We start from the raw sequence: 26,337 nt of genomic DNA, 5'->3' as shown, positions 1-26,337 counted from the left end.
GAGCGCGAGGGAGGTGGGCACGTGAGCCGCGAGAGAGACCGCTCGCCGGCCCGACTCTCGTCGGTGCTGTCGCTCACGGCGGGCGCGGTGGCGTGGGCCACCAGCGCGCTCACCGGGTCGCTGGCGCTGGCGGCCGGCGGCGCGGGCGTTCTCGTCCTGCTGGTCGGCGTGGTCCTCGGTTCGCGACGCGGGGTCACGCTGGGCGCGGCGGCGCTGCTGGTCGGCGCGCTGGCTGGCGGCCTGACCTCGGACGCGCCCCACCTCCTCCTGCCGGGCGTGATGGGGTCGGTGCTGGCGTGGGACCTCGGCGAGCAGGCCATCAACGTGGGCGAGCAGCTCGGTCCGGCGGCCGACACGACGAGGCTCGAAGCGACCCACGCGGCCGCCAGCACGGTCGTCGCGGTCGGCGGGGGCGGGTTGGGCTACGCCGTCTACCTGTTCGCGTCGGGCGGCCAGCCGGTGACCGCGCTGGTGTTCCTGCTGGTGGCGGCGGTCGCGCTCACGTCGGCGCTCCGGAACTGAGGTTCGGAAACAGTTATTCGTCCGCGGTCCGACGCCCCGGGACGAGATGGTCCGGAGCATCGAGCTGTCGGGCGACTCGTTCGGCCTCCTCGTCTACGCGTTCCAGCTGGTCGGGCTGGTGGCGCTGTTGGTCTTCGTGGCGTCGCCCGTCGATAGCCCGGCCGGCCTCCCGCTGGCGGCCCTGCTCGCGTCGCTGGTGGTCGCGACCGCGGTCGGCGCGTGGCGGGGGCGGACCGACGACCCCGGGCCCGAACACGTCGGGACGGCCGAGGACGTCGCGTACGACCCGTTCGCCGACCCCGGTCAGGCGGCCCGGGACCGGTGGGAGCGGGCGGTCGGTCGGCTCCCCGGCGACGACGAGCGCGACTGACCCGGGGCCGCCTGCCGACCGCGCGAGCGGGCGGGCTCACGCCGGCACCTTTTTTCCGGGCGGACCGAGTACCGGGGCGCATGACCCGATTCGACGCCGACGAGCCGGCCGAGCGCCGGGCGCTGTTCGCCGCGGCCATCGACGCCCACCGCGAGCGCGGAAGCGCCTTCGTCACCTTCGAAGCCGACCGGGACGCCGCGGCGATTGCGGACGAGGGAGCCGCCGCGGGCGACGAGGACGACGCCGAGCGAGCGCCGCCGTGGGTCCAGTTCGGCGACGGGACGCTCAACCTCGACTGCACCGACGCGGAGCTCGACCGACTCAAGGACGTGCTCGGCGAGTTCCCGGCGTTCGCGATAGACGAGCTCACGCGGCCGGAGGCGGCCGAAGGCGTCAACGTCCGCGTGTCGGCGCTGGCCGACGCCGACAGGGTCGCCCAGTGCGTCGAGCGCATCTTCCGGCAGGTGTACGACCAGCCCGAGTCGTTCCGGGCGTGGGTCGCGGCGGTGTGACTCGCTCAGTCCAGTTGGACGTACGTCCGCGTGGTGCCGACGCCCTCGATGGCGTGGATGCCGCCGGTGACGACCGCCTGTAGCTCCCGGACGTTCTCGACGCTCACCTCTGCGATGACGTCGAAGTCCCCCGCGACGACGTGGGCCGCCTCGACCCCCGAGAGCTCCCGAATCGCCGACGCCACGTCCGCAGACGCCCCCGACCCCGTGATGACCGTCACGTACGCGTTGACCATAGGTCCGACACGGCGACCGCGACCAAAGCGTTGTCGCCGGGTCGGCAGCCACGGCCCGACGCGCCGCGCCCCGGCAGGGAACAGACGCTATTTTTAACTACCAGGACTGAAAGGAATCGATAGTGCGATTCCGTACCGACGACCGCGCGGTGACCGTCCAGATCGGGACGGTGCTGCTGTTCGCGGTCCTGATAGTGCTTCTCTCGCTCTATCAGGCGACGGTCGTGCCCCAGCAAAACGAGGGGGTGGAGTTCAACCACAACCAGCAGGTCCAGTCGGAACTCCAGGACCTCCGGAACGAACTCCGCCGGACCGCCGTCACCGGCACGGGCGGCTCGGCGACGGTCACGCTGGGTACCCGGTACCCTGTCCGGGCCGTCTTCGTGAACCCTCCTCCGCCGTCGGGCACGCTCCGGACCACGGCGGCGGCCAACGTCACCGTCGACAACGCGGTCGCCGACGGCGAGGTCTTCGACTACTGGAACGGGAGCGCGCGCCGCTTCTCGACCGCCGGGCTGGTCTACCAGCCCGAGTACAGCGAGTACCAGGACCCGCCGAGAACGGTGTACCGGAACGGCCTCCTCTACAACCGGTTCGCGGGCGCGAACCTCACGCTGGGCGGCCAGCGGCTCGTGCAGGGCGACCGCATCTCGCTGGTAGCGGTCGACGGGAGCTTCTCGGAAGCGGGCAGCGGGGCCGAGAGCGTGGACGTCCAGCCGGTCAGTACGGCCACCCGGACGGTGACGGTCCGCAACGAGAGCGCGAGCGAGCCGGTCACGCTGGTCGTCCCCACCAGCCTCTCGGGGGCGAGCGCGGTCGAGCTGTGGAACGACTCGCTGGCCGACCAGTCGCGGGTCGAGACCGTCGAGGCCGCCACGCTCGCGGGCGGGCAGAGCGCGGTCCGAGTCGTGCTCGAACCGGGGAGCTACGAACTCGAACTCGCGAAGGTCGGCGTCGGCACCGGCGTCACCGGCGTCGACCCCCACTACGTGACGGTCGCTCGGGGCGACAACGCCAGCGTCTCGGCCGGCGGCAACCAGCAGGTCGTGGTGGAGGTCCGCGACCGGTTCAACAACCCCGTCCCGGGCGCGACGGTGAACGTGAGCGACCTCGGGGCCCCCGTGACGCCGACGCGGGCCGAGACCGACTCGAACGGTCGCGCCACGTTCGTCTACGAGGCCCCCGACGAGTCGGGCACCGAACGGGTCGCGTTCAACATCAGTCGCTCCCCGCTCGCCCGCGAGAAGGCGACCGCCGAGCTGTTCGTCGACGGCGGCTCCGGGGGCGGCGGCAACGACACCTACGACGTCGACTGGACCGACGCGTCGGGTCCCGGACTCGACTGCGACCCCGGGTTCACCGACTGCACGCTCGACACCAGCGAGGGGACGAGCGTCGACCTCACGGTCAACGTGAGCGAGGGCGGCGACCCCGTCACGGGTGCGAGCGTCGACTACGCGCTCAACAACAGCAGTTTCGGCGACCTCTCGCCGGGCGACGGCGTGACCGGCGACGGCGAGGACCGAACCACGTTGACGCTGCCCCGGCGCAACGGCTCGGTGACCGTCTACGCCGCCAGCGGTGACGACGTCGACGCGATAGACGTCCGCGCGGTCGACCCGCGAGAGCCGGGCGGTAACGGGACGCTGACGCTCGACCAATTCATGGTCAGCGACGAGAGCGTCTGTTCGAACGTCAACCCCGGCGGTAACTGCCGGGGGAGTGCGGGCAGCAACTACGCCCAGTACACCGCCGACTGGGCAGTCTCGGACGAGAGCGGAAGCGACCTCTCGTCGGTCACGGTGTCGCTCGTGGCCCCGGACGACACCGTCGCCGACAGTCAGACGTACTCGGTCACCGGGTCCTCGGCGTCGGGAACGACGACGCTCACGGACGACGGCGGGTACGGCGACGAGTACACGGTCGAGATAGCGGCGACCGACGACGCCGACAACGCCGTCACCGGAAACGCGACCGACGTCGCCGACGGGGAGGGCGAGTACGTCGGTGCCGGCGTCGACCCCGGGTTCGCGTACGAGGACGTCAACGGCGACGGCCGGTACGACCAAGCCGTCGGCGACGAACCCGTCCCCGCGTCGGAACTCGACGGGACGTTCACGGCGGGCGACGGCAACGACCTCGTCGTCCCCGACAGCGTGGACGGGACCGGGGCGCTCGACGTGTCGAGCGCGGACTGGACGGCCGACAGCGTCTCCCTCGACGCGAACGTTTCGAGTACCGGAGCCGTGTCGATAACCGGCCGGAACGGGTCCGTGACCGCGACCGACCGGACGCTCGACACCTACGTCGGCGGCGACGGCAGCGGTGCCCTCTCGCTGGTGGCCGACGCGACCGTGAACGTCAGCGAGTCGCGTCTGGCGTCGAGGAGCGACCTCAGCCTCGACGCGGCCGGCGTCGACGCGTCGAACGCGTTGCTCGACACGTCGGTCGAGGGCGACGGGAGCGGGTCGGTCACGGTGGCCGCGACCGACGAATTCGACGCGAGGGACGCGGTCGTCGAGAGCGGCGGCGCGGTCGACGTGGAGGCACAAACCGTGAGCGCGACGGGCGCGACGCTCGACAACTACGTCGGCGGCGACGGGAGCGGCGACCTGACGATACTCGGGTCCGAGCGACTGACCGTCGACGACGCGCTCGTCGAGACGCGGGGGAGCCTCTCGCTCGACGGCGGCGCGGTGACCGCCGAGAGCGGGCGGTTCCTGAGCCGGGGCGCGCTCGACGTCGGCGGCGACTCGGTCGCCGCTTCGGGTGCGGTGTTCGACAACTACCGGGACGGCGGCGGCAGCGGAGCCGCGACCATCACCGCGACCGGCGACGCCGACCTCACGGACGCGGTCGTCCAGTCCTCGGGCCGAATCGGCGTCGACGCCACGTCGGTGGCGGGGGTCAACGCGACCATCGACAACTACGTCGGCGGCGACGGCAGCGGCGCGGCGACGGTCGTCGCCGACGGGGACCTGACGCTGGCGGACGCTCGCGTCCGGTCGAGTGCCGACATCGAGGTGCGCGCGACCGCGGTGTCCGCGTCCGGCGCGACCGTCGACAACTACCGCGGGGGCAACGGCTACGGCGACCTCACGCTGGCCGGCTCCGACGAGTTGCGCGCGAGCGGTCTCGTCGCGGAGACGGACGCCGCGCTCTCGGTCGACGGCGGGAACGTCACCGCCGACGACGCTCGCTTCGAGGCCAGAAGCGACTTCGACGTGACCGCCGACTCGTTCGACGCGACGAACGCCACCCTCGACAGCTACGTCGGCGGCGACGGCAGCGGTTCGGTGACCGTCGACGTCGGTGGTGCCGTGACCGTCGCGGACACGGTGGCGAAAGCCGGAGCGGGCCTCGACATCGAGGCCGGGTCGGTCGACGCCACGAACACCACGTTCGACAACTACCTCGGCGGCGACGGCTACGGCGGCGTCTCGGTTTCGACCGCCGGCGAGACCCGGTTGGAGGACGCGGTGGTCGAGACCCTCGCGGACCTCACCGTCGACGCCGGCTCGATTGCGACGACGAACGCGACCTTCGACAACTACGTCGGCGGCGACGGCTACGGCAGCGCCACCCTGACGGCGAACGGGAGGGCGGCAGTGACCGACTCGGTCGTCGAGTCGGCGGCGAACGTGAACGTCGAGGGCGAGTCGGTCGACGCCACGAACACCACGCTGGACAACTACGTCGGCGGCGACGGCTACGGCAGCATCACGGTCACGGCGACCGACGGGGACGCGGTCCTCGAACGGGGCCGAGTCGAGTCGAGTCAGACGCCGACCGCGTCCGTCGAGTCGGGGATGCTGTACGTGGACGACCTGGTCGTCCGCGTCGGCGGTTCGCCGGGGACGCTCGCAAACCCCGAGGACGCGCCGGTCGACGGCGAGCCGGAGGAGGGCCGGGTCGCGTGAGTTCGACGACCGTCGAATCTCCTATCGACAATATCATATAGCCAGTTGCCGGAGTACGGGACATGACAGCAGTCGGTATCGACGCCATCGAGATCTGGACGGGGAAGCTCAAACTCGACCTCGCGGAGACGTTCGCGCCCGAGAAGGGCGAGGACCCCGAGAAGTACACCAAGGGGCTCGGGCTGCACGCGAGTTCGTTCCCGGACGCCCACGAGGACATCGTGACGATGGGCGCGAACGCGGCCCACCGGCTGATGGAGCGCAAGGGGCTGACCCCCGACGACGTCGGCCGAATCGACGTGGCTACCGAGTCGGCGTTCGACAACTCCAAGCCCGTCTCGACGTACATCGCGGGCTGTCTCGAATCGGTGTACGACGAGGACTTCCACCACGCCAACAAGGGCGAGCGCAAGTTCGCCTGCATCGCGGGCACCCAGAGCCTCGACGACGCCTACAACTGGATCAAGGCCGGGCGGCATCGCGGGCGGGCGGCGCTGGTCGTGGCGACCGACACCGCGCTGTACGCCCGGGGCGACCCCGGCGAGGCCACGCAGGGCGCGGGCGCGGTCGCGATGCTCATCACCGAGGAGCCGAGCCTCGTCGAACTGTCGACCGAGCAGGGGTACGGGAGCGCCGACGAGACCGACTTCCTCAAGCCCAACCAGCAGTTCCCGAGCGTCGACGGCAAGCGCTCGATGCAGGTGTATCTGGCCCGGATGCGCGAGGCGCTGGAGGACTACGAGTCGGTCGCGGGAGCCTCCCACCCCGACGACTTCGCGTACGTCCCGTTCCACACGCCGTTCCCCGGCATGGTTCGGAAGGCCGCCGTGCTGGCCTACCGGCACATGATTCGGGACACGCCCATCGAGGAGGCCCTCGCCGACGACATCGGGTTCCAGCCCCGCGAGGACGACTACGAGGACCGCGAGGCCTACGAGGAGGCCATCCGCGACCACATGGACGAGCTCAAGTCGACCGACGCCTACCGCGAGTGGTACGACGCCACCATCGAGCCGACGCTGGACATCTCCCGGGAGGTCGGCAACTGGTACACCGGGTCGGTCCACATCGCGCGGGCCGCCGCGCTCCGGCGGGCCGCCGACGAGGACCTAGAGCTCGCGGGCCAGCGGCTCGGCGTCGGTTCCTACGGCTCGGGCGCGCAGGCCGAAATCCACGCCGAGACGGTCGCCGACGGCTGGCGCGAGGAGATAGACCAGCTCAACGTGGCCGAGCAGATCGAGGACCGCTACGACCTCTCGTTCGCGGAGTACGAGAAGGTCCACGACCGGCACAACCACGACAAGAGCATCGAACTCGAGGAGTTCACCGTCCCCGAGGCCGAGTTCGTGTTCACCGGCCGGGGCCGGATGAACGAGCGCACCTACGAGTACGTCGAGTAGTCGCGGCTCAGGTCCACTCGTCGAGCCCGGTCTGGACGACCGACGCCTCGATGCGCTCGAAGCCCCGCTCGACCTCCTCGGCGTGGACGCCCCACTCCTCGACGACGTACTCGCGGGCCGCCGCCATGTCCGGGTCCATCTCCACGTCGAACGCCGAATCGTCGGTGACGGTCGGATTCAAGAAGAGGTCGCGTATCACGTCGACGTCCTTCTCGATGCTCGCGCCCCGCGCCTCCAGCACGCCCCAGATGTCGCCGTACTCCCTGACCTCTTTGACGGCGGTCTTCGGGCCGACGCCGGCCACGCCCTCGTTGAAGTCGGTGCCACACAGGATGGCGACGTCGACCAGTTGCTCCCACGTCAGGTCGTGTTCGGCGAGCGTGGCCTCGAAGTCCATGAGTTCGGGGTCGCCCTTGCTCGTGAGCTGGCGGAGCGTCAGGGGCGCGCCCAGCGGCAGGGCGTCGTAGTCCTCGGTGCCACAGTAGTCGACCGCGCCGGTCCGAGCCATGTACGCGGCCTGGGCCTCGCCCTCGGCGGGGGCCTCGACGTAGGGCACGTCGAGTCGGTCGAACAACCCGCGAGTCGTGCGCTGGATGGTGTCGGTGAGCCGCTGGGTGTGGGCCTCCAGCCGGGCGACTTCGACCGCGTCGCCCGCCTCGCGGGCCGCCTCCAGTTGCTCCTCGCGCTTCTCGCGCTCCGCGCGCCGCTGCTCGATTTCGGCCGACTTGTGGTCGGTCACCGCCCCGTCGAAGACGAACACGGGCGTCAGGTCGTGCTCGAAGAACTTGGGGAGTCCCTGGACGACTCCGACGAGGTTGGCGACCTCGGTGCCGTCGTCGGTGGTGTACACCTCGTCGCGGGTCCACTGCACGGTGGTCGTGAGGTACTTGTAGAGCCAGTTGTGAGCGTCGACCGCCACGGTGTCGCCGGCGAGTTCCGCGAAGGGGACCTCGCGGAGGACCGCGAGTTGGCGGAGGTCTGTGTTTCCCATCCTTGGATGGGGTAGGCGTCGCGGGGCTTTGAAAGCTTCCAGTCCGTTTTCCCGGGCGGACGCTGGACGTGCACCGCGAACCCGGCCGAGCGCGTTGGGCGTCGGCCCCCGCTGGGACTGGTCGGCCGAGCGGTCGCCCCGACTACGCGAATAGTTATCTGCCCCCGGCGTGAATCGGGCGTATGGTCGTCGCTCTGTTCGGCACGGTCGCGTTGGCGCTCGCGACGGCGTGCGGGCTCGCCGTGTATCGAACCGGCCACACCCGACCCGTCCTGCGGGCCCTCCTGACGCTCGGCGTCCTCCTCGCGACGCCCGTCGTCGCCTTCGGACTTTTCGCTATGACGCTTACCGGCGGTCTCCCCGTAGCGGTGGCCGCGGTGCCGATAGCGGTACTGGGGCTCGGGGTCTACGTCATCGCCGAAGGGTCCGTGCCGTCCGTCCTCCGGCGCGACGCGGCCGGATAGTCGTCGACAACACGCCCTCACTCCCCGCGCTCGGGCAGGTCCTCGGCCGCCGGGCCGTCAAGCACCGCGCCGTCCGCCGAGAACCGCGAGCCGTGACACGGGCAGTCCCACGAGCGCTCGCCGTCGTTCCACCGGACGACACAGCCCAGGTGCGGACAGACCGCCGACCGGACGTGGAGGTCGCCGTCGTCGTCGCGCGAGACCGCGAGGGGCCGGCCGTCCCGGCGGACCACTTCGCCCTCGCCCGGCGCGACCACGGGGGCCTCGCCGCCGAGCAGCGCCCTCGCCCAGTCGGTCGCGAACGCCGTGGCGACCTCGAGGTTCTCGGTCAGGAGTTCCTTGGTTCCCGCGCCGGGGTCGAATCGCATCGGGTCGAACGCGTCGGCCCACTCGGGCGTCTCGCCCCGTGCGAACTCCGCGAGCATCAGTCCGGCCGCCGTCCCGTTGGTCATGCCCCACCCGCCGAAGCCCGTACCGACGTAGACCTCGTCGGTGGTCGGCCCGAGTTCGCCCACGAAGGGCACGTCGTCGGCCGACACGAAGTCCTGGGTCGACCATCGATACTCGACCGACGCCACGTCGAAGCGCTCGCGAGCCTGCGCCAGCAGGCTGCGGTAGCGCTCCTCGGTCGACCCGCCCTGTCCGGTCTTGTGGTTCTGGCCGCCCACCAGCGTCAGCGTGCCGTCGTCGGTCGGATGGGGCCGGACCGAGAAGTGCGGCTCGGCGTCCCGGTAGAACATCCCCTCGGGGGGCTCGTCGGCGAGTCGGACCGCGAGGACGTACGACCGCTTGGGGAACTGGCGCGCGAAGTAGAACGCGGGGTCCTCGATGGGAAAGTGGGTGGCGACGACGACGTTCTCGGCGGTCACGGTGCCGCGCTCGGTCTCGACCCGACAGCGGTCGTCGGACCCCTCCGAGGCGTCCGCGATGCCGGTGGCTTTCGTCCCCTCGAACACGTGCGAGCCCTCCTCGGGAATCGCTTCCGCGAGGTCGAGCAGGTACTTCCGGGGGTGGAACTGGGCCTGGTCGGCGAACGTCACCGCGCCCGGCGCGTCCTCGGGAAAGGGCGGGTCAGCGACGTAGGAGGCGGGCAGGCCGAGGTCGGCCGCGACCGACGCTTCGCGCCGGAGCTTCCGGCGGTGGTCCGCCGCGTCGCCGCCCGCGTCACCGTAGGCGTACGCCGGCAGGCGCTGGAAGTCGCAGTCGACGTCGCGCTCGTCGACCCGCGAGGCTATCTCCGCTATCGCGGCGGCGTTCGCCTCGGCGTACGCTCGGGTCGTCTCGCGGCCGCGTTGTTCGACCAGCGAGTCGTAGACCAGCCCGTGCTGGGCGGTCACCTTCGCGGTCGTCTTGCCGGTCACGCCCTCGACCACCCGGTCGGCTTCGAGCAACGCGACCTCCCGGCCGGCCTCCGCGCACTCGAGCGCAGCCGTCACCCCCACGATGCCCCCGCCGACGACTGCGGTGTCGACCCGCAGGTCGCCGTCGAGCGCCGGGTAGTCAGTTCCCGGCGTGGTGGCCGTCCACAGCGAGTCGTGTCGCCCCGGTAGCGCGTCTGGTTGGCTCATGCCCGGAAACCCCCGAATCGCGTTCGGATTGGGCAGCGCGGCGCTTAACGCCGGTGGCCGCAGCCTTCGGCTCCTACGACGACGGTGGCACCGGAATCACGTCCGGCAGCTCCGCGCCCGCCTTCGCGTCGAGGAACGACCGCTCCTCGGGCGCGAGGCCCTCGCGCTCCCGGAACTCGTCGAGCCCCGACCGGTAGCGCTCGGCCGACCGGTCGCCCGGGCGCGCGAGCACCAGCTCCGCGATGCCGGTCCGCTCGCCCGTGAACCCGAAGCCGGCCTTGTAGAGCGCGTGGAACGCGAAGGGGTTGTTGACCGCGATGCGGACCCGGTCGTACCCCTGCTCGCGCAGGCGCGCCGTTGCGAACCGGGCGAGCCGCGCGCCGACGCCCTCGCCGCGCCGGTCGTCCCGGACGGTCACGTAACGGAGCCACGCCGTTCCCGGGTCGGTCCGGTCCTCGTTGAACGCGATTGCGGCGACGGGGTCGTCGTACTCCTCGGCCCCGTCGGTTCGGCCGGACGCCCGCTCGCTTCCGTCGCCACGAGCCACCGCCTTCCCGGTGTTCGACATCACGAACTTCCCGGCGTAGCTGAACGTCCGGTGGTCGAGCCGGAGCTGCGGGCCGTCCTCGGGCCAGCCGAGCACCGCGTACTCCATGGTCGGAGTTGGGCTCCGGGGGACTTGGATATTCCCTCGAATCGCTCGGTCGGGCGCTATCGGTCCCCTCTGCGACTGCCTCACCGCTCCGTCCCGGCGCGCGCTGGCGTCTCGTCGAACAGGGTGAGACGAGGCTCGTGGGAGCGTGTCTCCGCCCACACCGCGCGCCGTCTGCGCTTCTCGGTCGCTCCCGATACGTGATGTCGAGGTCGGTCACTCCCGTCTCCACCACGGTCGACCCCGGAACTCGCGGTCCAGCTTTTTATCCCCGCGGCCCGTGCCGAACGCGTGTGACCAACGCCATCGGCGACACCGCGACGTTCGACCGGATGGCCCGGTTCTACGACTGGCTCGCGCCGTCGCCCGCCGCCGACGAACTCCGCGAGGCGCTGGGATTCGCCCAGCGCCCGGTCGAGCGGGTCCTCGACGTCGGCGGCGGGACCGGGCGGGGCGCGAGCGCGCTCGGGGCCGCCGAGCGCATCGTCGTCGACGCCGCGCCCGGCATGGTCCGACAGGCCCGACGGAACGGGTTCGAGGCGGTCCGGGCCGACGCTGCGGGCCTGCCGTTCGCCGCCGGGAGCGTCGACGCGGTGGTGATAGTCGACGCGCTCCACCACTTCGGCGACCCCGACGCCGCGCTCCGCGAGGCGGCCCGCGTGCTCCGACCGGGCGGTGTGGTGGTGATACGGGAGGTGGACCCGACGACGCTGGTGGGCCGCCTCGCGGCCGGCGGCGAACACCTGTACGGCTTCGACTCGACGTTCTTCGAGCCGCGGTCGCTCGCCCGCCGGGTCGCCGACGCGGGCCTCGACGCTCGATTCAGGACGGACGGATTCGAGTACGCTGTCGTCGGGCGCACACCGGGGGAATCTTAACGACCGCGCCCCAACCCGCGCGCATGAGCAACGTCGACGGACGCCTCGGCTCGCGGGTCGCGGCCACGCCCGGTGCCGCGCGGCTCGCGCTGGGTGACCTGCTGGTGATTCTGGGATTCCTGATGGTGGGCGAACTCAACCACGGCGTCGACCCGGTGGCGTCGCCGCTGGTCGTGGCCGACACCGTCGCACCGTTTCTCGCCGGCTGGGTGGTCGGGGCGCTCGTGTTCAGGTCGTACGCGCCCGGCGCGACCAGGACGGTCCGGTCGGCCGTGTTCCGCGCGGCCGGCGCGTGGGTCCTCGCGGCCGCCATCGGCCTGGCGCTGCGTGCGACGCCGTACTTCCACGGCAACTCGCCGGCGTCGTTCGCGATGGTCGTCACCAGCGTCGGCGTGGCGTCGCTGTCGACGTGGCGGGCGGCCGTGGCCGTCCGGTGAGTCGCGGGCGCGTCCGGAGAATTCGGTGGCGAAGCGCGCTCGCCCGCGCCGCTGGCTCAGTCGAGGCTCAGCGTGTACAGGCGCTTGCGGGCGTCCGAAAACGAGAACCGCGAGTCCACGAGCCCCTCGTCGTCGAGCCGGTTGAGCGCGTACCGGACCGTGCGGTCGGGCAACAGCGACTCCTCGGCGATCTGGCTCTGAGTCAGGGTGTCGTTGTACTCGAGCACCTTCGCGACCAGCTTGGCGCTCGGCGGCAGTTCCTGGATGGCTTCCGTGGCGTTCTCCCCCGTGAGGCGACTCTCCTCGCCCGTCCCGCTCTCGTCGGCCTTCGCAGTTTCTGAGGCACTCATGCTATCACCTCGTTTTGGATACAAGGTAATAATATTTCCCATTCTGGAATATTACTATTAAGCATTCAACCCGTCGCGTCGTCGACCGACTCCCGCGGGGCGTCGCGCCCGCCACACCCACCCGAAGCCTCTTATGAGACAGGCACCTACCCCGTCGTGATGACTGACACTGTGGACGACGTCGACCTCCCCTACGACGACGAGGCCGCGTCTCAACAGGAGAAGATCGAGGCCCTCCAGGAGCGGCTGGAAGTGCTCGAATCCCAGAACGAGGAGATGCGCGACAAGCTGCTGGACGCCAACGCCGAGAACAACAAGTACCAGCAGAAGCTCGAGCGTCTCACTCACGAGAACAAGAAGCTCAAGCAGTCCCCGCTGTTCGTCGCCACCGTCCAGGAACTGACCGACGAGGGCGTCATCATCAAACAGCACGGCAACAACCAGGAGGCCGTCACCGAGGTCACCGACGAGATGCGCTCGGACCTCGAACCCGACGACCGGGTCGCGGTCAACAACTCCCTCTCTATCGTCAAGACCCTCGAAAACGAGACCGACGTCCGCGCCCGCGTGATGCAGGTCGAGGAGAGCCCCGGGGTGACCTACGAGGACATCGGCGGCCTCGAAGAGCAGATGCAGGAGGTCCGGGAGACGGTCGAGATGCCCCTCGAAAACCCCGACATGTTCGGCGAGGTCGGCATCGACCCGCCCAGCGGCGTCCTGCTGTACGGCCCGCCCGGCACCGGCAAGACGATGCTGGCGAAGGCGGTCGCCAACCAGACCGACGCCACGTTCATCAAGATGGCGGGGTCGGAGCTCGTTCACAAGTTCATCGGCGAGGGCGCGAAGCTGGTCCGGGACCTCTTCGAGGTCGCCCGCCAGCACGAGCCCGCCGTCCTCTTCATCGACGAGATAGACGCCATCGCGGCCAAGCGCACGGACTCGAAGACATCGGGCGACGCGGAGGTCCAGCGCACGATGATGCAACTGCTCAGCGAGATGGACGGGTTCGAGGACCGCGGCGAGATTCGCATCATCGCCGCCACCAACCGCTTCGACATGCTCGACCGCGCCATCCTCCGGCCCGGCCGCTTCGACCGCCTCATCGAGGTGCCCAAGCCGAACCTCGACGGCCGCGAGAAGATTTTCCGCATCCACACCCGCGACATGAACGTCGCCGACGACGTCGACTACGAGACGCTCGCACGCGACGCCGAGGACGCCTCCGGCGCGGACATCAAGGCGGTCTGCACCGAGGCGGGGATGTTCGCCATCCGCGACGACCGGACCGAGATCACGATGGCCGACTTCGAGGACGCCAAGGCCAAGATAGAGTCCGAGGACGACGACGAGGAAATCTCGAAGACGTTCGCGTAACCGCTCGCGCCCGACACCTTCGGCTTCTTTCTTTCGGCAGCGGGGTTAAACGCGCTCGACCCCGGTAATCTCGAATCGCGCGCCGCCGTCGTCCCCGACTGCGAGCGACACGTCCCACCCGTGGGCCCCCGCCAGGCTCTCGACTATCGTGAGTCCGAGGCCGGTGCCGTCCGACGACGTCGAGTACCCCTCCTCGAACACCGAGTCGCGCTCTCGCTCGGGGATTCCGGGGCCGTCGTCGGCCACGTAGAACCCCCCGTCGACCGTTCCGACCGTCACCGCCACGTCCGGACCGGCGTGCATCACGGCGTTCCGGAAGAGGTTCTCGAACAGCCGCTGGAGCGACTCCGGGTCGGCCTCCACCGTCGCGTCCTCGGGGCGGGTCAGGGTCGCCCGCTTGGTGTCGACCGAGCGCCACGCGTCCCCGGCCACGCTCGCGAGGTCGACCTCGGCGGGGTCGCCGACCTCGGCGGTCCGGCGCGCCAGCGTCAGCAGGTCGGTGGTGAACCGCGCCAGTCGGTCGAGCGCGTCGTCGATGCGCCGGAAGAACTCCTCGTCGCCGTCGTCCCGGGCGAACTCCAGATAGCCCTGCGCGGCGTTGATGGGGCCGCGCATGTCGTGGGAGACGACGCTGGCGAACTGCTGGAGCCGTTCGTTCTTCCGTTCGAGTTCCCGGCGCTGCTCGCGGAGGCGGGCCTCGCGTTCGATGCGGTCGAGCGACGCGCGCGTGTTCGCGGCCAGTATCTCGGCGTACTGGACGTCCACCCGGTCGAAGCTCCCGGGGTCGGCCCGACCGAGGCTGAGCACGCCGTGGTCGCCGATGGGGACGTACATCGTCCGTTCGAAGGGGTCGAGTCCGTACGGGCCGCCGTCCTCGGGGACGTCGTACGCGACCGTCTGGCCGCTCCGGAACGCGTCGCCGTGGGGCGAGTCGTCGACGTCGAAGTCGGGTCTGGCCTCCACCTCGTCGGCGGGGTCGCCGTCGAACGAGGCGTTCACCAGCGCGTCCGACTCGGGGTCGTAGAACCGGATGCCGGTCCCGGTGAACCCGAGAATCTGGTGTGCGGCGTCGACGACTATCTCCGCGATTTCCTCGCGGGTACGGGCCCGAATCAGGTCCCGCGTGGACTCGTGCAACTGGTCGAGCGTCGGGGAGGCGTCCGCACTCGTGGCCTCCGACTGCCGGGAGTTACCGTCGAGAGTGGTAGTTCGTGCGTCCATGGGTCGATGGGGGAGTCCGGCGCTTGGGCCGTCTCGGAACCTCGGCTCTCGTTCGAGGAGTTGCGAGACCTCGGCAAAGTTGTTTCGGAGTGTATATATATAGCAGAATATGTGTCGCGGGACGAGTCCGTACGGCTACTCGCTCACGGGAGCGCCACGTAGATGCCGTACGGCACCAGAAACAGCGCGACGAACATCGCGAGCAGTATGGCGGCGTAGCCGGCGACGGTGCCGAGCGCGGTCCGCCACGAGGGATGGTCGAAGTCGGCTGGCAAGTTCATGGTCGACGCGAGGCGGGCGTGGGCCTTAATGGTACCTGACGACGTCGGCGGCCGGCGACGGGTCAGCCGACCACGTCGCCGATGCGTCGGGGTTCGCCCGCGAGGTCGGGGCTCTCCTCGACTATTTGGAGGACCTCGTGGTCGGTCACGTCGAAGTACGACTTGCCGGTCGCGCCCTCGATGAGGTCCTTCGAGAGCCGGAACTCCGTCCCCTCGTACACCACGTCCACGCCGTCCTCGTCGAACGAGAGCGTCGTCATACCGTCTCGGTTCGCCCCGGCCATTTAAAAACCTTCAAAACTTCGGCGGTCGGGCGGCGTCGCCGAGGAACGCGGGCGCGAGTCGCACGTCTGACGGAACTTTATTAGGATTCGACGGGAACGGCTGGGTGTGCCGCTTGGCTCGGACCCGCTCGACGAACTCGCGATTCCGGACGGAACGACCGTCGAAGAGCACGACCTCGTGACCGACGGCGACGTCATCGTCGGCGGCCAGAGCACCGTGGAGTTCGGCGTCCGGGGCCACAACGTCATCGCGGGCGAGCGCGTGACCTTCGGCGGCCACATCGAGGCCGAGGCCGACTGTCGGCTCGACATGTGGTCGGACGTCGAGGCCGACGTGCTCGTCGGACGGGACGCCTACCTCGGCGAGCGCGTCCACGTGGGCGGTCGCCTGATGGTGTCGGGCGACCTCGACATCGGCGACGACGTGAACATCGAGGAGGGGTTCGAAGCGAACGGGTGGATCGTCATCCGCAACCCGATGCCGACCATCGTCTTCGTGTTCGTCTACCTCCAGCAACTGCTCCACATCGGCGAGGAGGAGGCCGCCGAGGAGGTCGTCTCCGAACTCCTCGAGAACGAGGAGATAGACGCCGACCCGGTGGTAATCCCCCGGAACGGCCGGGTGAGCGACGACTCGTGGCGCGTCTCGACGCCCGCGACCATCGGCGACGACTGCCGGCTCCACGGCAACATCCGCGCCGAGTCCATCGCGGTCGGCCGCCGGAACGACGTGTTCGGCAGCCTGCGCGCCCGGGGCGACGTCTCGGTCGCGGAGGGCACCGTCATCCACGGCGACGTGACCACCAGGAACGGGACGGTCGAACTCGCCGACGGCGTCGAAGTCCGGGGCGACGTCTCCTGCGAGAACCTCCACTTCCACGAGGGCGCGCTCGTCGACGGGACGATGCGCGCCAGCGGCGAGATGTCGATGGTGAAGGCGGGCACGCGCCGCCAGATCGCGGCCGACGGCGAGGGCGGCAATCGGACCGCGGCGTCGGACCCACCTGCCGTCGGCCGCCGGAAGCGGTTCCACGGCGACGACGTGGACGCGACAGATGGGACGGACCCGGAGGCCCCGGCACCCGACGCCGGGGACGTGACGGCCGCCGAGGACTCGCGGGGCGCGGCCGACGATTCGGTCGCGAACTCCGCCGAGAAATCGTCGTCCGGCGATTCGCCCGACGGCGAGCCCGAGCGCGCGGACGCCGACCCTGCGGGCGAATCGACCGACGAGTGAGCCGCCGACGGTCCGGCCGCCGAGAAACGCGTCGGAACTATCCCTGGACGGTGCCGGTCGCGAGGTCGGACAGCTTCCCCTCGACGGTGTAGGCGGGCGTGTCGACCTCGATCGTGGAGTCTGGGCCGACGTCGTTGAACTTGAGGTGGAGCTCGTAGCGCCCGTCGCCGCCGATGTCGGTCGACTCCATCTGCCCGGAGGGCCGATGGCGCGCCCACGCGTTCTCGCCCGCGAACGACGCCGCGACCTCGCCGTCGACGACCCAGTTCGCCGGCGTCGTCTCGACGTCGGACCCCCGCATCGGGTACTCGCGGTCGTGCCACTCCCAGAACCCCTCGTCGATGACGTACACCTCCTCGAAGTCGTTCTGTATCAGCTCCGAGGCCCGAATCGACGAGAGGTGGTGCGGACAGCCGCAGTAGCAGACGACCCGTTCGTCCCTGGGCCAGTCGGCCACGGGGTCGTCGTCGCTCCGGCGATTCGCGTCGGCCTGACTCAACACCGCGCCGTAGATGTGGGACGCCTCGTACTGGGTTTGCGACCGGGCGTCGGCGAACCGGGCCTCGCCGCGCTTGTACCAGTAGTGGGCCACGTCGATCGGGGCCAGCGGTACGTCGACGCCGCTCTCCTCGACGGTTCCGAACGAGTCGGTGTCGACCTCGCGTTCGTCGGGCTGGTCGTCGAACGCCGGCGGGCGGCCGTCCACGTCGTCGTCGTCGGGCGTCGGCGGCGCGCCACTGGTTCCGCCACCTCCGAGAACACCCAGGCAGCCAGCAGTCGCCGACAGCGAGACCGCACCGGCGGTCAGAAAGGTTCGACGGTTCATTTATGCGCGGACTTTAGGTCTGACCCAGTATTAATTTTGCCGTCTTCAATTCCGGACACAGCGTCGGGCGGCCGGGCGCTGGCGGCGACCGACGCTTCGGTCGCGCGGTGGGACGGCTACTCGACCGACGTGGTCCGGTCGAACAGGCCGGCCAATCGGGCGTAGGTGTCGTCGGTCACCGCTTCCCGGACCGTACAGTACGCGCCCCGGGCGTCGCGGTCCCGGGCGCTGGCCGCCACCGAGTCCAGCAGCCGGTACACCTGCTCCTCGTGGCCGTACATCAACAGGACGTTCACGTTGTCGAACACGACCCACCCGCCCGCCATGACGTAGTTCATCGCGGTCGAGAGCCGGATGCTGATGCCGGTCAGGTCGCTCGGGTCGACCGGGTCGGTGGTCCACAGCGGGCCGTCGTACTCGCCGGGCGACCCCGTCACGGGGACCACGCCGACCGCCGCCGGGTCGCCGCCGCGCCGCTCGACCACCGACTCGACCTTCGCCGGCGGCGCGGTGGCTGACACGACCAGCAGGTTGTCGAAGGCGTCGTCGGGGAGGTACGCGAGCGGCGTCCCCATCGAGGGCACCGACACCAGCGCCTGCTCGCCGGGGGCGAGCGAGACCTCCGGCGGGTCAGTCGTCCCGGGCACCCTCGAACCCTCCGGCCGATTGCTCCGTCGCGGTCGACCCGTCCGCGGCGGTCGCATCGAGTCCGTCCCCGCCGACGCGGACGAACGGCTCGGCGAACTCCCACGTTCCCAGTGCCGCGAGCAGCGCGCCCAGCAGGTCCAGCGCACCCGACACGACCGGGCGGTGATAGAAGAAGGTCACGACGTACGTGGCCGTGAGCACGAACAGCGACGCCGACAGCAACGCGAGTCCCCGGGTGTAGGCCACGTTCCGGGCGTACGCGACCACGGGATAAGCGACCAGGGCGCTGGCGATGACCAGCGTCGCCGTCTGAGCCACGAAGAGAAACGAGACGAGGTCGCTCACAGTTTCCTCCGCTCGGTGAGCAGGACGACCGCGTGCGCGGCCGAGACCAGCGCGCTCACGGTCGCCACCAGCGACGTCGCGAGTCGGACGGCATCGGGCGAATCTACGGACAGCGCTCCGGGCGCGTTCAGCGCCACGAAGGCGAGTATCACGACGGGCAGGGGCCGCAACACCGACCCGAACGGGGCGTCCCGGAACCCGCGCGCCGCGATGAGCGCGAGCGGGAACGTCCCGGCGAGGACGACCGTGGTCGCCAGCGCGAGTGCGCGTTCGACGAGCATTTGCGCGCAGTTGCGGTTCCCGAACCAAATAACCCGACCATGAGCGCATCTCGGGTCGTCGCGTCGGCTCGCTCGGGGTCGTCGCCCGGCTCGGGCGTCCGACCCGGTTTCGTCGGGCCCGAGGCGCGCTCCGCGGCGACCTCGTGCCCCTGCTCGACGTTGACGAGGAGCGCGGAAGCGACAGACGCGACGGGGGAGACGGGGAGTGACCGGCAGCGTGCCGAGGGGAGGGTCCCGTCAGTTCGCGTCCGTCTCCCCGTCGGTCGACTCGGCGGGCTCGCCGAGAACGGCGTCGACGTCGGCGTGGTCGTGGAGCAGGCCCCGCATGGTCTCGACCGTCTCGGCGTCGCGGGTCCGGCCGCTCCGGACAACGTCCTCGGCGCGCTCGACCGTGGTCAGCGTGTCCGACTGGACCAGCAGGACCGGCACGCCCTTCTCCTCGGCCGCGCCGACCACGGCCCCCGGCGGCCGGAATCCGCCGGTCAGGATGAGACACTTCACGCCCGGCGCTTCCAGCGCCACCCGCTGGAGGTCGGGCCGGTCGCCGCCGGTGACGAGCGCGGCGTCCTTCGTGCGCCGGAGGTGACGGAGCGCGGAGTCGCCCGACATCGCGCCGACGAGGAACCGCTCGACGAACGCGTCGCCGGGCGCGTCGTTCAACTGCTCGGCCGAGAGTTCGGCCGCGAGGTCCGCGACGGTCACGCCGGCCAGCGACTGCTCGCGCGGGACGACGCCCAGCACCGGGACGTCCCGGCCGTCGAGGAACGGCGCGACCTCGGTCTCGAGTTCGTCGAAGCTGGCGTCCGGGACCGCGTTGAACAGCACGCCGAGCAGCCGGTCGTCCACGCCGGTCCGGCCGTCCGGGTCGGGTCCGCCGCTGGCGTCCCCGGCGCGCACGTCCGCGACGCCCGCGAGCACGTCGTCGACGTCGCCGCCGCGCTCGTACCGCGAGAGGAGCAACACCTCGGCGTCGAGCAGGTCGGCCACCTCGGCGTCGGTGAGGTTCACGATGCCGCCCGTGGTGAGCTTCCCGCCGCCCTCGACAACCATCAGGTCCTTGCCCTCCGAAAGGCGCTGGAAGCTCCCGCGGACCTGCTCGCGGAGTTCGTCGGGGTCCTCCCGTCCCCGGATGGCCTGCTCGATGAACGTGGGCGAGTACACCACGGGTTCGAGGTCGTGCATCTCGGCGTCGAGGTCGAGCAGGTCCCGGGCCAGCATCGGGTCCTCGTCGAGTGTCTTGCCGACGTTGCTCTGGAGCCGGGTGCCCTTGGGCTTCATGTAGCCGACCGACAGGCCGCGCTCGGCGGCCAGTCGGGCCAGCGCGAGTGCGACCGCGGTCTTGCCTGTGCTTGCTTCGGTCGCGGTGACGAGTATCGTGTTCATGGTTCGAGTTCCTCGGCGTCCGGTTCGTCGGCGTCCGGTTCGTCGGCGTCCAGTTCGTCGGCGTCGACGGTCAGCCGGACGTCGACGGCCTGCACGCCCTCGGGGCCGGCCACCAGCGGGTTCACGTCGAGTTCGAGGATGGCCGGGAAGTCGGTCACGAGCTGGGAGAGCCGCTGGAGGCTCTCGACGATGGCCTCGCGGTCGGCGGCCTCGCGGCCGCGCGCGCCCCGCAACAGCGGCGCGGACCGGATGCCCTCGACCATCTCGGTCGCCTCGCGCTCGCTCACCGGCGCGACGCGGGTCTCGGTGTCTTCGAGGACCTCCACGAAGATGCCCCCGAGGCCGAACAGAACCAGCGGGCCGAACTGCGGGTCGCGGTTCATGCCGAGGATGGTCTCGGTGCCGGCGTCGACGTCGACTAGCTCCTGGACCTGCACGCCCAGAATCTCGGCGTCGGGCTGGTAGTTCCGAGCGCGAGTCACGAGGTCCTCGAAGGCGTCCTCGACGTCCCCGTCGGCCACGCCGACCTTCACGCCCCCGATGTCGGACTTGTGGAGGATGTCGGGCGAGACTATCTTCATCACTACGTCGCCGTCGACGCGCTCGGCCGCCGCGAGCGCCTCGTCGGGCGTCTCGGCGATCGTGCCCTCGGGCGTCGGAATCCCGTAGGCGTCGAGCAGACCCATGGCCTCGACGCCGAGTCGGTTGTCGCCGCGCTCGACCGCCCGACCGAGGATTTCGCGGGCGCGCTCGCGGTCCACGTCGAACGTCTCGGGGTCCTCGTACGCCCGCTCGCTGACCTCGCGGTACCGGACGAGCGCGTCGAGGCTCCGGACCGCCCGCGCCGGGTCGAAGTAGTTCGGGATGCCGCCCTCGCGCAGCGTCCCCTTGGCGGACTCGGTCCGCTCGCCGCCCATCAGCACGGCCGCCACGGGCTTGCCGTGGTGGGCCTGCCGGTCGACGATGGACGCCGCGAGGTCGTCGAAGTCGATGACGGCCGTGGGTGCCGACAGCACCACGGCGGCGTCGACGTTCTCGTCGCCCAGCGCGAGGTCCAGCGCCGTCTCGAACCGCTCGACGTCGGCGTCGCCGATGGCGTCGATGGGGTTGTAGATGTTGGCCTCCTCGGGCATCGACTCCGAGAGACCCGCCATCGTCTCCTCGGAGAACGACGCCAGCGAGAGCCGCGAGTCGCCCACCGCGTCCGTGGTCATCACGCCCGGCCCGCCCGCGTTGGTCACGATGGCCACGTCGTCGCCCTCGGGGAGTGGCTGGCCCGAGAGTATCTGGGCGAAGTCGAACAGCTCCTGGACGTTCTCGACCCGGAGGACGCCCGCCTGCTCCAGCCCGGCCTCGTAGGCCTCGTCGCTGCCCGCCAGGGTGCCGGTGTGGGAGGACACCGCCTGCGCGCCGGCCTCGGTCCGCCCGGACTTGACCAGCACGACCGGCGTGTCGTCGGCCGCCTCGCGGGCCGCGTCGATGAACGCGCCGCCGTCCTCGACGCCCTCCAGATAGCCCAGAATCACGTCGGTCTCGGGGTCGTCGCCCCACGCGCGCACGAAGTCGGTCTCGTCGAGGACCGCCTTGTTGCCCAGCGACACCACGTCCTTGAAGCCGATTCCCTCGTCGGTGGCCCAGTCGAGCGCCGCGGTGATGAACGCGCCCGACTGGCTCATGAACGATATCGAGCCGGCGAGCGCGTTCTCCGGGCCGAACGTGGCGTTCAGGCCGGTCGGCGTACTCATCACGCCGAGGCTGTTGGGGCCGACGAGGTTGAGCTCGTAGGCCTCGGCCACCTCGGTCAACTCGCGCTCGCGGCTCGCGCCCTCGCTGCCGGTCTCGCCGAACCCGGCGGTGATGACCACCACGTTCCGGACGCCGGCCTCGCCACACTCCCGGACTGCCTCGACCGCGATGCCCGGCGGCACCACGACCACGCCGAGGTCGACGCTTTCGACGTCGGGAATCGCCCCGACCGCCGGGTAGCAGTCGAGGCCGAACAGTTCGTCGTAGTTGGGATTGACGGGGACCGTCTCGCCCGCGAAGTCCGCCCGCAGGTTCTCCACGATGGCCCGGCCGACCGAGCCCTCGCTGTCGGTCGCGCCGACGACTGCGACCCGCTCGGGCGCGAACAGTCCCGACAGTGCTCCTGTGTTCTCGTCCACGTCCGGTGGTTCGCGGGAATCTCGCATAAATGTGGTGCCGAGACCCGGTCGCCGGGAATCGGCGCGTCGGGAATCGAGGGAGGCCGGGTCCCTGCTGAACGCGGCGGTCCTCCCGGCGGTGTTCGAATACGTGACTGTGAGATCGCGCCCACCGCCTCCAACGCTCTCGGCGCGCGCTGTCGGCCCCGTGTGGGCCGACAATTTCGCGCGAGGGAGGGGCGCGTTCATGCGCCCCGAGGCTGGGGAGGCGTGAGGCCTGCGGTCGCGGTGTCGGTGCGGGTGCGGGGCTGTGCGGTTGTGGTGCGGTCCCCTTGGTGGACTGAAAGGGCGAGGCGGGCTCGCGCAACGCGTGGTCGCCTCAGCGCGGGAACTATTTCGCGGCTCGGGCGGTGTGGAGAGAGCCGCGAAATATCCCGCTGAGCGACCGCGAGCGCGCTGAGGGCTTTCGAGGCTGTGGTTTCTGTTCTGCTGTCAGAGAGCGCGCTGAGGGCGTTCGAGGCTGTGGTTTCTGTTCAAGCGTTGTCCCAGAGCGGCCCGAGAGCGTTCGAGTGGGTGATTGCGATCACAGCCGCTCGTCTAAACGCTACTCACCTCCCCGCCCAAACCCTTATTTTCCCCTTCGAAAATCGAGAAATACGTGACGTCGAAATCCGAGGAGAAGGGCGACGCGGCGGGCACCAGCGGATGGAAACTCGACGTCGACACCGACAGTGACGGCGCGATGAACGTCGTGTTCCGGTCGCGGGGCGGCGTCCTCGCGGCCGTCACGGTGGTCCTCGCCGCGTTCGTCGCGCTCGACCTGCTCGTCACGGGCGGTCGGGCCATCCGTGCGGTCGGACCATCCGGGCGCTCGTCCCCTGACCGCCCCGTACTCGACCGTCGCTCCCTCCCCGCCTACTCCTCGCTCGTCCGGCTCGTGCCCGGCGGCAGGAACTCCTGAATCAGGTCGGGGCTGGCGACCTTCCGGACGAACGAGGTGTCGGCGAACCGCTCGCGGAACGTCCGGTAGACCCGCTTGGCCACGTCGCCCTGCGCGAACCGGCCGGGTTCGACCTCGACGTGGGTCTCGACCTGCGGAACGACCGCCGCGGGCGGGCCCCCGAGGACGCGGGTGTGGGGCTCGCAGGCGATGCCGACGGCCACGCTCACCGCCACGTCCCGGAAGTAGGTGCGGTCGCCCCGAATCGCGAACCCGCCCTTTTCGAGGTACTCGCCGCTCTCGGGCGTCTTGCTCACCTGGTCGGGCGCGACGAGGTAGGCGTCGCCGGCGTACCGGCCGTCCTTCCAGACCGACGAGTACGACACCGCGAACTGGGCCGCCTCGCGCTTGCTCGCCTCGGGGACGTCCACGTCCCGGGACGGCTCGCTCGGGTCGGAGGTCTTCAGAATCGTCACGGGACCGCCGTGGGCCTGCGCGTGGAAGAACAGGTCGTCGCCGTCCAGATACTTCTGGACGAGTTCCTCGTTCTGGTCGGCGTCCCGCCCGCCGATGACCAGAAAGTCGTCGCTGGTCCGGAACCACCGGAACCGCTCATACCACTGCTCTTGCTTGCGAATCGGAATCGAGGGCTCCGACAGCCAGTCGACTTCCTCGGACTCGTCGTCGCCGTCTTCCTCGCCGTCCGCGTCGTCCCCGTCGTCGGCCTCCCACTCGGCCTTGCGGCGCTTTGCGGCTTCGAGGTCCTCGCGGGTGTCCTCGATGGCGGCCAGCGCGCCCTCCTTCTTGCCCTCGACGCGCTTGGCCTCGGTGTAGAGCCGGTCGGCGTTCTTCTCGACCCCGGTCGAGGCGTCGAGTTCGACCGGCGTGCCGTCTATCTCGACCGTGACGGTCCCCTGCTCGGGGTCGAGGCTCCGGACGGCCTCGGCGGCCGCGATGCCCCTGTCGGCCCCCTCCTCGAATCCGGCCTCGATTTCGTCCCACGGAGTGTCCTCGTCGCGGGCGTTCTGCACCGTGGTCAGAATCTCGTCGACCAGCCCGTAGTGGCCGTAGAGGCGTTCGGCCTTCTCGCGGACCTGCTCGGCCTCCTGCTCGAACCCCTCGATGGCCTGCTCCTGTTGTTCGATGATGCGCTCGTGTTTCTCTATCTCGGCCTCGAAGTCGGGGCGCTGGCTCCCGACGTCCGCGTCGTCGCCCGGGTCGTCGCCCTCGAAGTCGACGTTCGTGAAGTAGAAGTCGACCGCCTCGTTGAACGTGTCGAACGCCTCGGCGTCGCGGTCGGCGTACTCCTCTAACGGCAGGGGCGTCACGTCCACGAGTCGGTCGTCCTCGCGGTAGACGCGGGGGTCGAACTCGCGCTCCCGGACGGGGTCGGCGAGCCGCTGGATGGCCTCGTAGACGGCCTCGTAGGCGGCCTCGTCGGCGTCCGCGATGTCCGTCTCCTTGTCGACGCCAGCGCGGGTGCAGACTTCCTCGGCGTAGAGCCCGCCGAAGTTGAGTTGCGTGGCGAGCGTCCGCACGACGTCGGTGTCCGACTCGTTCATGTGGCCGACGAAGGTGTCGTAATCGACTTCGAGGGGGTTCAGCCGCTCGTCGGGGAACTCGTACTGGCTGCCGGGCGCGACCGTCCGGGACTTCAGGCGGACGGTGTCGAGGCTGTCGACGACCTCGCGGGTCTCGTCGAGGACCGCGATATTGCCCTGACCGAACAGTTCCGCGACGACGGTGGTGTCCTCGTCGCCGCGCTCGAAGCGAAATTCGAGGATGCGGTCGAAGCCGTACTGTTCGACGCCCGCGAGGTCCGCGCCCGACAGCCGGTTGCGCAGCATCTTGGCGAAGTTCGGGGGCCTCCCCGGCGCGTCGGGGACGTTCTCGGGCGCGGCGACGTGGGCGCGCTTGTTCTGGCCGACCTCCACGAGGAGTTCGACCCGGCCCCGGTCGAAGTCCCGCATCTTGAGCCGCAGGAAGTCGTCGCCGTAGAGGTACGCCTTGTCGAGCTTCGCGCCCTCGTAGGCCCCGAGTTCCGCGACGACGGCCGCGAGGTCGATGCTCGACAGTTCCCGCTTCTGGTCCATGCCGCGTTGTTCTCTATCGTCGGGGAAAGGCGTATCGTTACGCTGGTTTCCGGGTCCGCGTCGGTGGAGGCCCTCTCACACCTCGACGTCCATCCCGTCGCGTCCGAACGCCAGATTCAGGTCGTCGTACTCGCGGGCCAGTTTCGCGTACTCGTCGGGCCGCCGCCGGTATATCTCCTCGATTTCGGTCAGAATCGCGCGGTCCGGCCCGACCCTCCGAACCTGCGCGACCGTCTGCTCGAAGGTGGTCTGTCGCTCGCTGGTCTCGGCCCACAGCTCGTCGGTCAGAATCGGCTCGCCCGCGCCGGTTTCGCGGAACAGCCCGCACTCTCGGACCCACAGGTCGAGGTCGTCGGGTAGCTTCGAGCAGTCGAGCAGCGTCGTTTCGTCGGGCGATATCAGCGCCGAACTGCCGCCCTGCTCGAAGAGATACCCCATCGCGGCGTCCGCCGGTCCGTCCGGTTCGAGCGGCGCGCCGATTCCCGTCACCCCGACGCCGTTCCCGAGCGCCATCGTCTCGCCGTCGGACAGGAACTCGAACTCGGCGTACCCCATCTCGTCGTACTCGGATTCGAGGTCCAGCGACTCGTCGAGTCGGTCGTAGGTGGTCTCGCTCATCACCACGGTCGCGGGGTCGACGTTGTCCCAGTCGGCGACGGGAAATTCGGGCCGCCCGATGGCCTGCACGACGCGCAGGCCCCCGACGTGGTCGACGTGGTGGTGCGAGAGGAAGACGTAGTCGACGTCGCGCACGTCCGCGCGGTTCAGCATCGCCCAGAGGGACTCGGGCGCGTCTACGACCGCGTTCGCGTCGTGGACGAAGGTGGAGTTGCCGAGGCGAGCGTGGGGCCGACCTCGCTCACGGGCGGGCCCACAGACCCGGCAGTCGCAGGTCGGCATCGGCGTCGGCGAGTCGCCGCCCGACCCGAGGAGCGTGAGCTTCATGGGGCGGGTAGTTCGCTCGCGCACTAAAACCGGGT

At 70.3% G+C, this 26,337-nt stretch carries 27 protein-coding genes; 11 read left to right on the top strand and 16 right to left on the bottom strand.

Annotated elements, in window-relative coordinates:
- Positions 1–21 precede the first annotated feature (21 nt).
- The 3 genes from EPL03_RS06650 to EPL03_RS06640 all read left to right on the top strand — a co-directional run bounded on the left by EPL03_RS06650 (position 22) and on the right by EPL03_RS06640 (position 1,404).
- On the top strand, positions 22–522 hold the full coding sequence (locus EPL03_RS06650) for a DUF7519 family protein (RefSeq protein WP_135828535.1): 501 nt from the start codon (positions 22–24) through the stop codon (positions 520–522).
- A gap of 46 nt (positions 523–568) precedes the next feature.
- Positions 569–892, top strand: coding sequence for a hypothetical protein (locus EPL03_RS06645; protein ID WP_135828534.1), 324 nt, complete (start codon positions 569–571; stop codon positions 890–892).
- 80 nt (positions 893–972) lie between these two features.
- Positions 973–1,404: a hypothetical protein gene (locus tag EPL03_RS06640; protein WP_135828533.1), complete on the top strand. Its 432-nt coding sequence runs from the start codon at positions 973–975 to the stop codon at positions 1,402–1,404.
- A 5-nt stretch (positions 1,405–1,409) separates the two neighbouring features.
- Here EPL03_RS06640 and EPL03_RS06635 read toward each other — a convergent pair whose 3' ends face one another.
- Positions 1,410–1,640 (bottom strand): Lrp/AsnC family transcriptional regulator, encoded by a 231-nt coding sequence (locus EPL03_RS06635; RefSeq protein ID WP_135828532.1) that lies wholly within the window; start codon positions 1,638–1,640, stop codon positions 1,410–1,412.
- A 122-nt stretch (positions 1,641–1,762) separates the two neighbouring features.
- Here EPL03_RS06635 and EPL03_RS06630 point away from each other — a divergent pair, with 122 nt between their 5' ends.
- Together EPL03_RS06630 and hmgB are read left to right on the top strand one after the other, a co-directional pair.
- Complete coding sequence (locus EPL03_RS06630) at positions 1,763–5,560, top strand: beta strand repeat-containing protein (RefSeq protein ID WP_135828531.1); 3,798 nt, start codon at positions 1,763–1,765, stop codon at positions 5,558–5,560.
- A 62-nt stretch (positions 5,561–5,622) separates the two neighbouring features.
- Positions 5,623–6,960, top strand: coding sequence for a hydroxymethylglutaryl-CoA synthase (hmgB, locus tag EPL03_RS06625; protein WP_135828530.1), 1,338 nt, complete (start codon positions 5,623–5,625; stop codon positions 6,958–6,960).
- A 7-nt stretch (positions 6,961–6,967) separates the two neighbouring features.
- On the opposite strand, the gene fen is transcribed toward hmgB, so the two are convergent.
- Positions 6,968–7,951: a flap endonuclease-1 gene (gene fen / locus EPL03_RS06620; protein ID WP_135828529.1), complete on the bottom strand. Its 984-nt coding sequence runs from the start codon at positions 7,949–7,951 to the stop codon at positions 6,968–6,970.
- 182 nt (positions 7,952–8,133) lie between these two features.
- Between fen and EPL03_RS06615 the strand changes: the two genes are divergently transcribed.
- The gene (locus EPL03_RS06615) at positions 8,134–8,415 is read left to right on the top strand and encodes a hypothetical protein (RefSeq protein WP_135828528.1); all 282 of its coding nucleotides are present in this window, start codon (positions 8,134–8,136) and stop codon (positions 8,413–8,415) included.
- A 17-nt stretch (positions 8,416–8,432) separates the two neighbouring features.
- On the opposite strand, the gene EPL03_RS06610 is transcribed toward EPL03_RS06615, so the two are convergent.
- Both EPL03_RS06610 and EPL03_RS06605 read right to left on the bottom strand, forming a co-directional pair.
- Entirely contained in the window at positions 8,433–9,983 is a 1,551-nt protein-coding gene (locus EPL03_RS06610) for an FAD-dependent oxidoreductase (RefSeq protein ID WP_135828527.1), read from the bottom strand.
- Between the two features lie 73 nt (positions 9,984–10,056).
- The gene (locus EPL03_RS06605; RefSeq protein ID WP_135828526.1) at positions 10,057–10,638 is read right to left on the bottom strand and encodes a GNAT family N-acetyltransferase; all 582 of its coding nucleotides are present in this window, start codon (positions 10,636–10,638) and stop codon (positions 10,057–10,059) included.
- Positions 10,639–10,928: 290 nt separating this feature from the next.
- Between EPL03_RS06605 and EPL03_RS06600 the strand changes: the two genes are divergently transcribed.
- Positions 10,929–11,513, top strand: coding sequence for a class I SAM-dependent methyltransferase (locus EPL03_RS06600; RefSeq protein ID WP_368277061.1), 585 nt, complete (start codon positions 10,929–10,931; stop codon positions 11,511–11,513).
- 23 nt (positions 11,514–11,536) lie between these two features.
- Positions 11,537–11,950, top strand: a complete 414-nt coding sequence (locus EPL03_RS06595; protein ID WP_135828524.1) for a DUF3054 domain-containing protein — start codon at positions 11,537–11,539, stop codon at positions 11,948–11,950.
- A gap of 56 nt (positions 11,951–12,006) precedes the next feature.
- On the opposite strand, the gene EPL03_RS06590 is transcribed toward EPL03_RS06595, so the two are convergent.
- Complete coding sequence (locus EPL03_RS06590; RefSeq protein ID WP_135828523.1) at positions 12,007–12,300, bottom strand: MarR family transcriptional regulator; 294 nt, start codon at positions 12,298–12,300, stop codon at positions 12,007–12,009.
- A 159-nt stretch (positions 12,301–12,459) separates the two neighbouring features.
- On the opposite strand from EPL03_RS06590, the gene pan1 reads away from it, so the two are divergent.
- A complete protein-coding gene (gene pan1, locus EPL03_RS06585) occupies positions 12,460–13,674 on the top strand; it encodes a proteasome-activating nucleotidase Pan1 (protein ID WP_135828522.1) in 1,215 nt (404 codons plus the stop codon).
- A 45-nt stretch (positions 13,675–13,719) separates the two neighbouring features.
- Here pan1 and EPL03_RS06580 read toward each other — a convergent pair whose 3' ends face one another.
- The 3 genes from EPL03_RS06580 to EPL03_RS06575 all read right to left on the bottom strand — a co-directional run bounded on the left by EPL03_RS06580 (position 13,720) and on the right by EPL03_RS06575 (position 15,436).
- Positions 13,720–14,895 (bottom strand): sensor histidine kinase, encoded by a 1,176-nt coding sequence (locus EPL03_RS06580; RefSeq protein WP_135828521.1) that lies wholly within the window; start codon positions 14,893–14,895, stop codon positions 13,720–13,722.
- A gap of 143 nt (positions 14,896–15,038) precedes the next feature.
- Positions 15,039–15,176, bottom strand: a complete 138-nt coding sequence (locus tag EPL03_RS19845) for a hypothetical protein (protein ID WP_168216195.1) — start codon at positions 15,174–15,176, stop codon at positions 15,039–15,041.
- Between the two features lie 62 nt (positions 15,177–15,238).
- Positions 15,239–15,436: a DUF5800 family protein gene (locus tag EPL03_RS06575; RefSeq protein WP_135828520.1), complete on the bottom strand. Its 198-nt coding sequence runs from the start codon at positions 15,434–15,436 to the stop codon at positions 15,239–15,241.
- A gap of 130 nt (positions 15,437–15,566) precedes the next feature.
- Between EPL03_RS06575 and EPL03_RS06570 the strand changes: the two genes are divergently transcribed.
- Positions 15,567–16,697, top strand: coding sequence for a polymer-forming cytoskeletal protein (locus tag EPL03_RS06570; RefSeq protein ID WP_135828519.1), 1,131 nt, complete (start codon positions 15,567–15,569; stop codon positions 16,695–16,697).
- A 37-nt stretch (positions 16,698–16,734) separates the two neighbouring features.
- On the opposite strand, the gene EPL03_RS06565 is transcribed toward EPL03_RS06570, so the two are convergent.
- The 6 genes from EPL03_RS06565 to EPL03_RS06540 all read right to left on the bottom strand — a co-directional run bounded on the left by EPL03_RS06565 (position 16,735) and on the right by EPL03_RS06540 (position 22,345).
- Positions 16,735–17,523 (bottom strand): rhodanese-like domain-containing protein, encoded by a 789-nt coding sequence (locus EPL03_RS06565; RefSeq protein ID WP_135828518.1) that lies wholly within the window; start codon positions 17,521–17,523, stop codon positions 16,735–16,737.
- 116 nt (positions 17,524–17,639) lie between these two features.
- Positions 17,640–18,170, bottom strand: coding sequence for a DUF7504 family protein (locus EPL03_RS06560; RefSeq protein ID WP_135828517.1), 531 nt, complete (start codon positions 18,168–18,170; stop codon positions 17,640–17,642).
- Positions 18,154–18,516 (bottom strand): hypothetical protein, encoded by a 363-nt coding sequence (locus EPL03_RS06555; protein ID WP_135828516.1) that lies wholly within the window; start codon positions 18,514–18,516, stop codon positions 18,154–18,156. Before EPL03_RS06555 ends, EPL03_RS06560 begins: the two co-directional genes overlap by 17 nt.
- The gene (locus EPL03_RS06550; RefSeq protein WP_135828515.1) at positions 18,513–18,797 is read right to left on the bottom strand and encodes a hypothetical protein; all 285 of its coding nucleotides are present in this window, start codon (positions 18,795–18,797) and stop codon (positions 18,513–18,515) included. The genes EPL03_RS06555 and EPL03_RS06550 overlap by 4 nt, the downstream gene beginning before the upstream one ends.
- Before the next feature lie 237 nt (positions 18,798–19,034).
- Complete coding sequence (locus tag EPL03_RS06545) at positions 19,035–20,180, bottom strand: phosphotransacetylase family protein (RefSeq protein ID WP_135828514.1); 1,146 nt, start codon at positions 20,178–20,180, stop codon at positions 19,035–19,037.
- A complete protein-coding gene (locus tag EPL03_RS06540) occupies positions 20,177–22,345 on the bottom strand; it encodes an acetate--CoA ligase family protein (RefSeq protein ID WP_244605203.1) in 2,169 nt (722 codons plus the stop codon). Before EPL03_RS06540 ends, EPL03_RS06545 begins: the two co-directional genes overlap by 4 nt.
- A 637-nt stretch (positions 22,346–22,982) precedes the next feature.
- On the opposite strand from EPL03_RS06540, the gene EPL03_RS06535 reads away from it, so the two are divergent.
- Positions 22,983–23,285: a hypothetical protein gene (locus EPL03_RS06535; RefSeq protein WP_135828512.1), complete on the top strand. Its 303-nt coding sequence runs from the start codon at positions 22,983–22,985 to the stop codon at positions 23,283–23,285.
- Here the strand turns inward: EPL03_RS06535 and rqcH are convergent.
- Complete coding sequence (gene rqcH, locus EPL03_RS06530; protein WP_135828511.1) at positions 23,240–25,357, bottom strand: ribosome rescue protein RqcH; 2,118 nt, start codon at positions 25,355–25,357, stop codon at positions 23,240–23,242. The two genes, EPL03_RS06535 and rqcH, sit on opposite strands and share 46 nt — an antisense overlap.
- A gap of 75 nt (positions 25,358–25,432) precedes the next feature.
- Positions 25,433–26,302, bottom strand: coding sequence for an MBL fold metallo-hydrolase (locus EPL03_RS06525; RefSeq protein ID WP_135828510.1), 870 nt, complete (start codon positions 26,300–26,302; stop codon positions 25,433–25,435).
- Between the last annotated feature and the right edge of the window lie 35 nt (positions 26,303–26,337).

It is taken from the genome of Halorussus halobius (genome assembly GCF_004765805.1).
GTDB lineage: Archaea > Halobacteriota > Halobacteria > Halobacteriales > Haladaptataceae > Halorussus > Halorussus halobius.
Note: the sequence above shows the minus strand (reverse complement) of the source record. Positions and strands in the feature narration are given on the sequence as shown.

Coding starts and splice junctions, on each gene's coding strand:
- EPL03_RS06645 (WP_135828534.1), top strand. CDS start 569: ATGGTCCGGAGCATCGAGCTGTCGGGCGACTCGTTCGGCCTCCTCGTC.
- EPL03_RS06640 (WP_135828533.1), top strand. CDS start 973: ATGACCCGATTCGACGCCGACGAGCCGGCCGAGCGCCGGGCGCTGTTC.
- EPL03_RS06635 (WP_135828532.1), bottom strand. CDS start 1,640: ATGGTCAACGCGTACGTGACGGTCATCACGGGGTCGGGGGCGTCTGCG.
- hmgB (WP_135828530.1), top strand. CDS start 5,623: ATGACAGCAGTCGGTATCGACGCCATCGAGATCTGGACGGGGAAGCTC.
- fen (WP_135828529.1), bottom strand. CDS start 7,951: ATGGGAAACACAGACCTCCGCCAACTCGCGGTCCTCCGCGAGGTCCCC.
- EPL03_RS06615 (WP_135828528.1), top strand. CDS start 8,134: ATGGTCGTCGCTCTGTTCGGCACGGTCGCGTTGGCGCTCGCGACGGCG.
- EPL03_RS06610 (WP_135828527.1), bottom strand. CDS start 9,983: ATGAGCCAACCAGACGCGCTACCGGGGCGACACGACTCGCTGTGGACG.
- EPL03_RS06605 (WP_135828526.1), bottom strand. CDS start 10,638: ATGGAGTACGCGGTGCTCGGCTGGCCCGAGGACGGCCCGCAGCTCCGG.
- EPL03_RS06595 (WP_135828524.1), top strand. CDS start 11,537: ATGAGCAACGTCGACGGACGCCTCGGCTCGCGGGTCGCGGCCACGCCC.
- EPL03_RS06590 (WP_135828523.1), bottom strand. CDS start 12,300: ATGAGTGCCTCAGAAACTGCGAAGGCCGACGAGAGCGGGACGGGCGAG.
- pan1 (WP_135828522.1), top strand. CDS start 12,460: ATGACTGACACTGTGGACGACGTCGACCTCCCCTACGACGACGAGGCC.
- EPL03_RS06580 (WP_135828521.1), bottom strand. CDS start 14,895: ATGGACGCACGAACTACCACTCTCGACGGTAACTCCCGGCAGTCGGAG.
- EPL03_RS19845 (WP_168216195.1), bottom strand. CDS start 15,176: ATGAACTTGCCAGCCGACTTCGACCATCCCTCGTGGCGGACCGCGCTC.
- EPL03_RS06575 (WP_135828520.1), bottom strand. CDS start 15,436: ATGACGACGCTCTCGTTCGACGAGGACGGCGTGGACGTGGTGTACGAG.
- EPL03_RS06565 (WP_135828518.1), bottom strand. CDS start 17,523: ATGAACCGTCGAACCTTTCTGACCGCCGGTGCGGTCTCGCTGTCGGCG.
- EPL03_RS06550 (WP_135828515.1), bottom strand. CDS start 18,797: ATGCTCGTCGAACGCGCACTCGCGCTGGCGACCACGGTCGTCCTCGCC.
- EPL03_RS06545 (WP_135828514.1), bottom strand. CDS start 20,180: ATGAACACGATACTCGTCACCGCGACCGAAGCAAGCACAGGCAAGACC.
- rqcH (WP_135828511.1), bottom strand. CDS start 25,357: ATGGACCAGAAGCGGGAACTGTCGAGCATCGACCTCGCGGCCGTCGTC.
- EPL03_RS06525 (WP_135828510.1), bottom strand. CDS start 26,302: ATGAAGCTCACGCTCCTCGGGTCGGGCGGCGACTCGCCGACGCCGATG.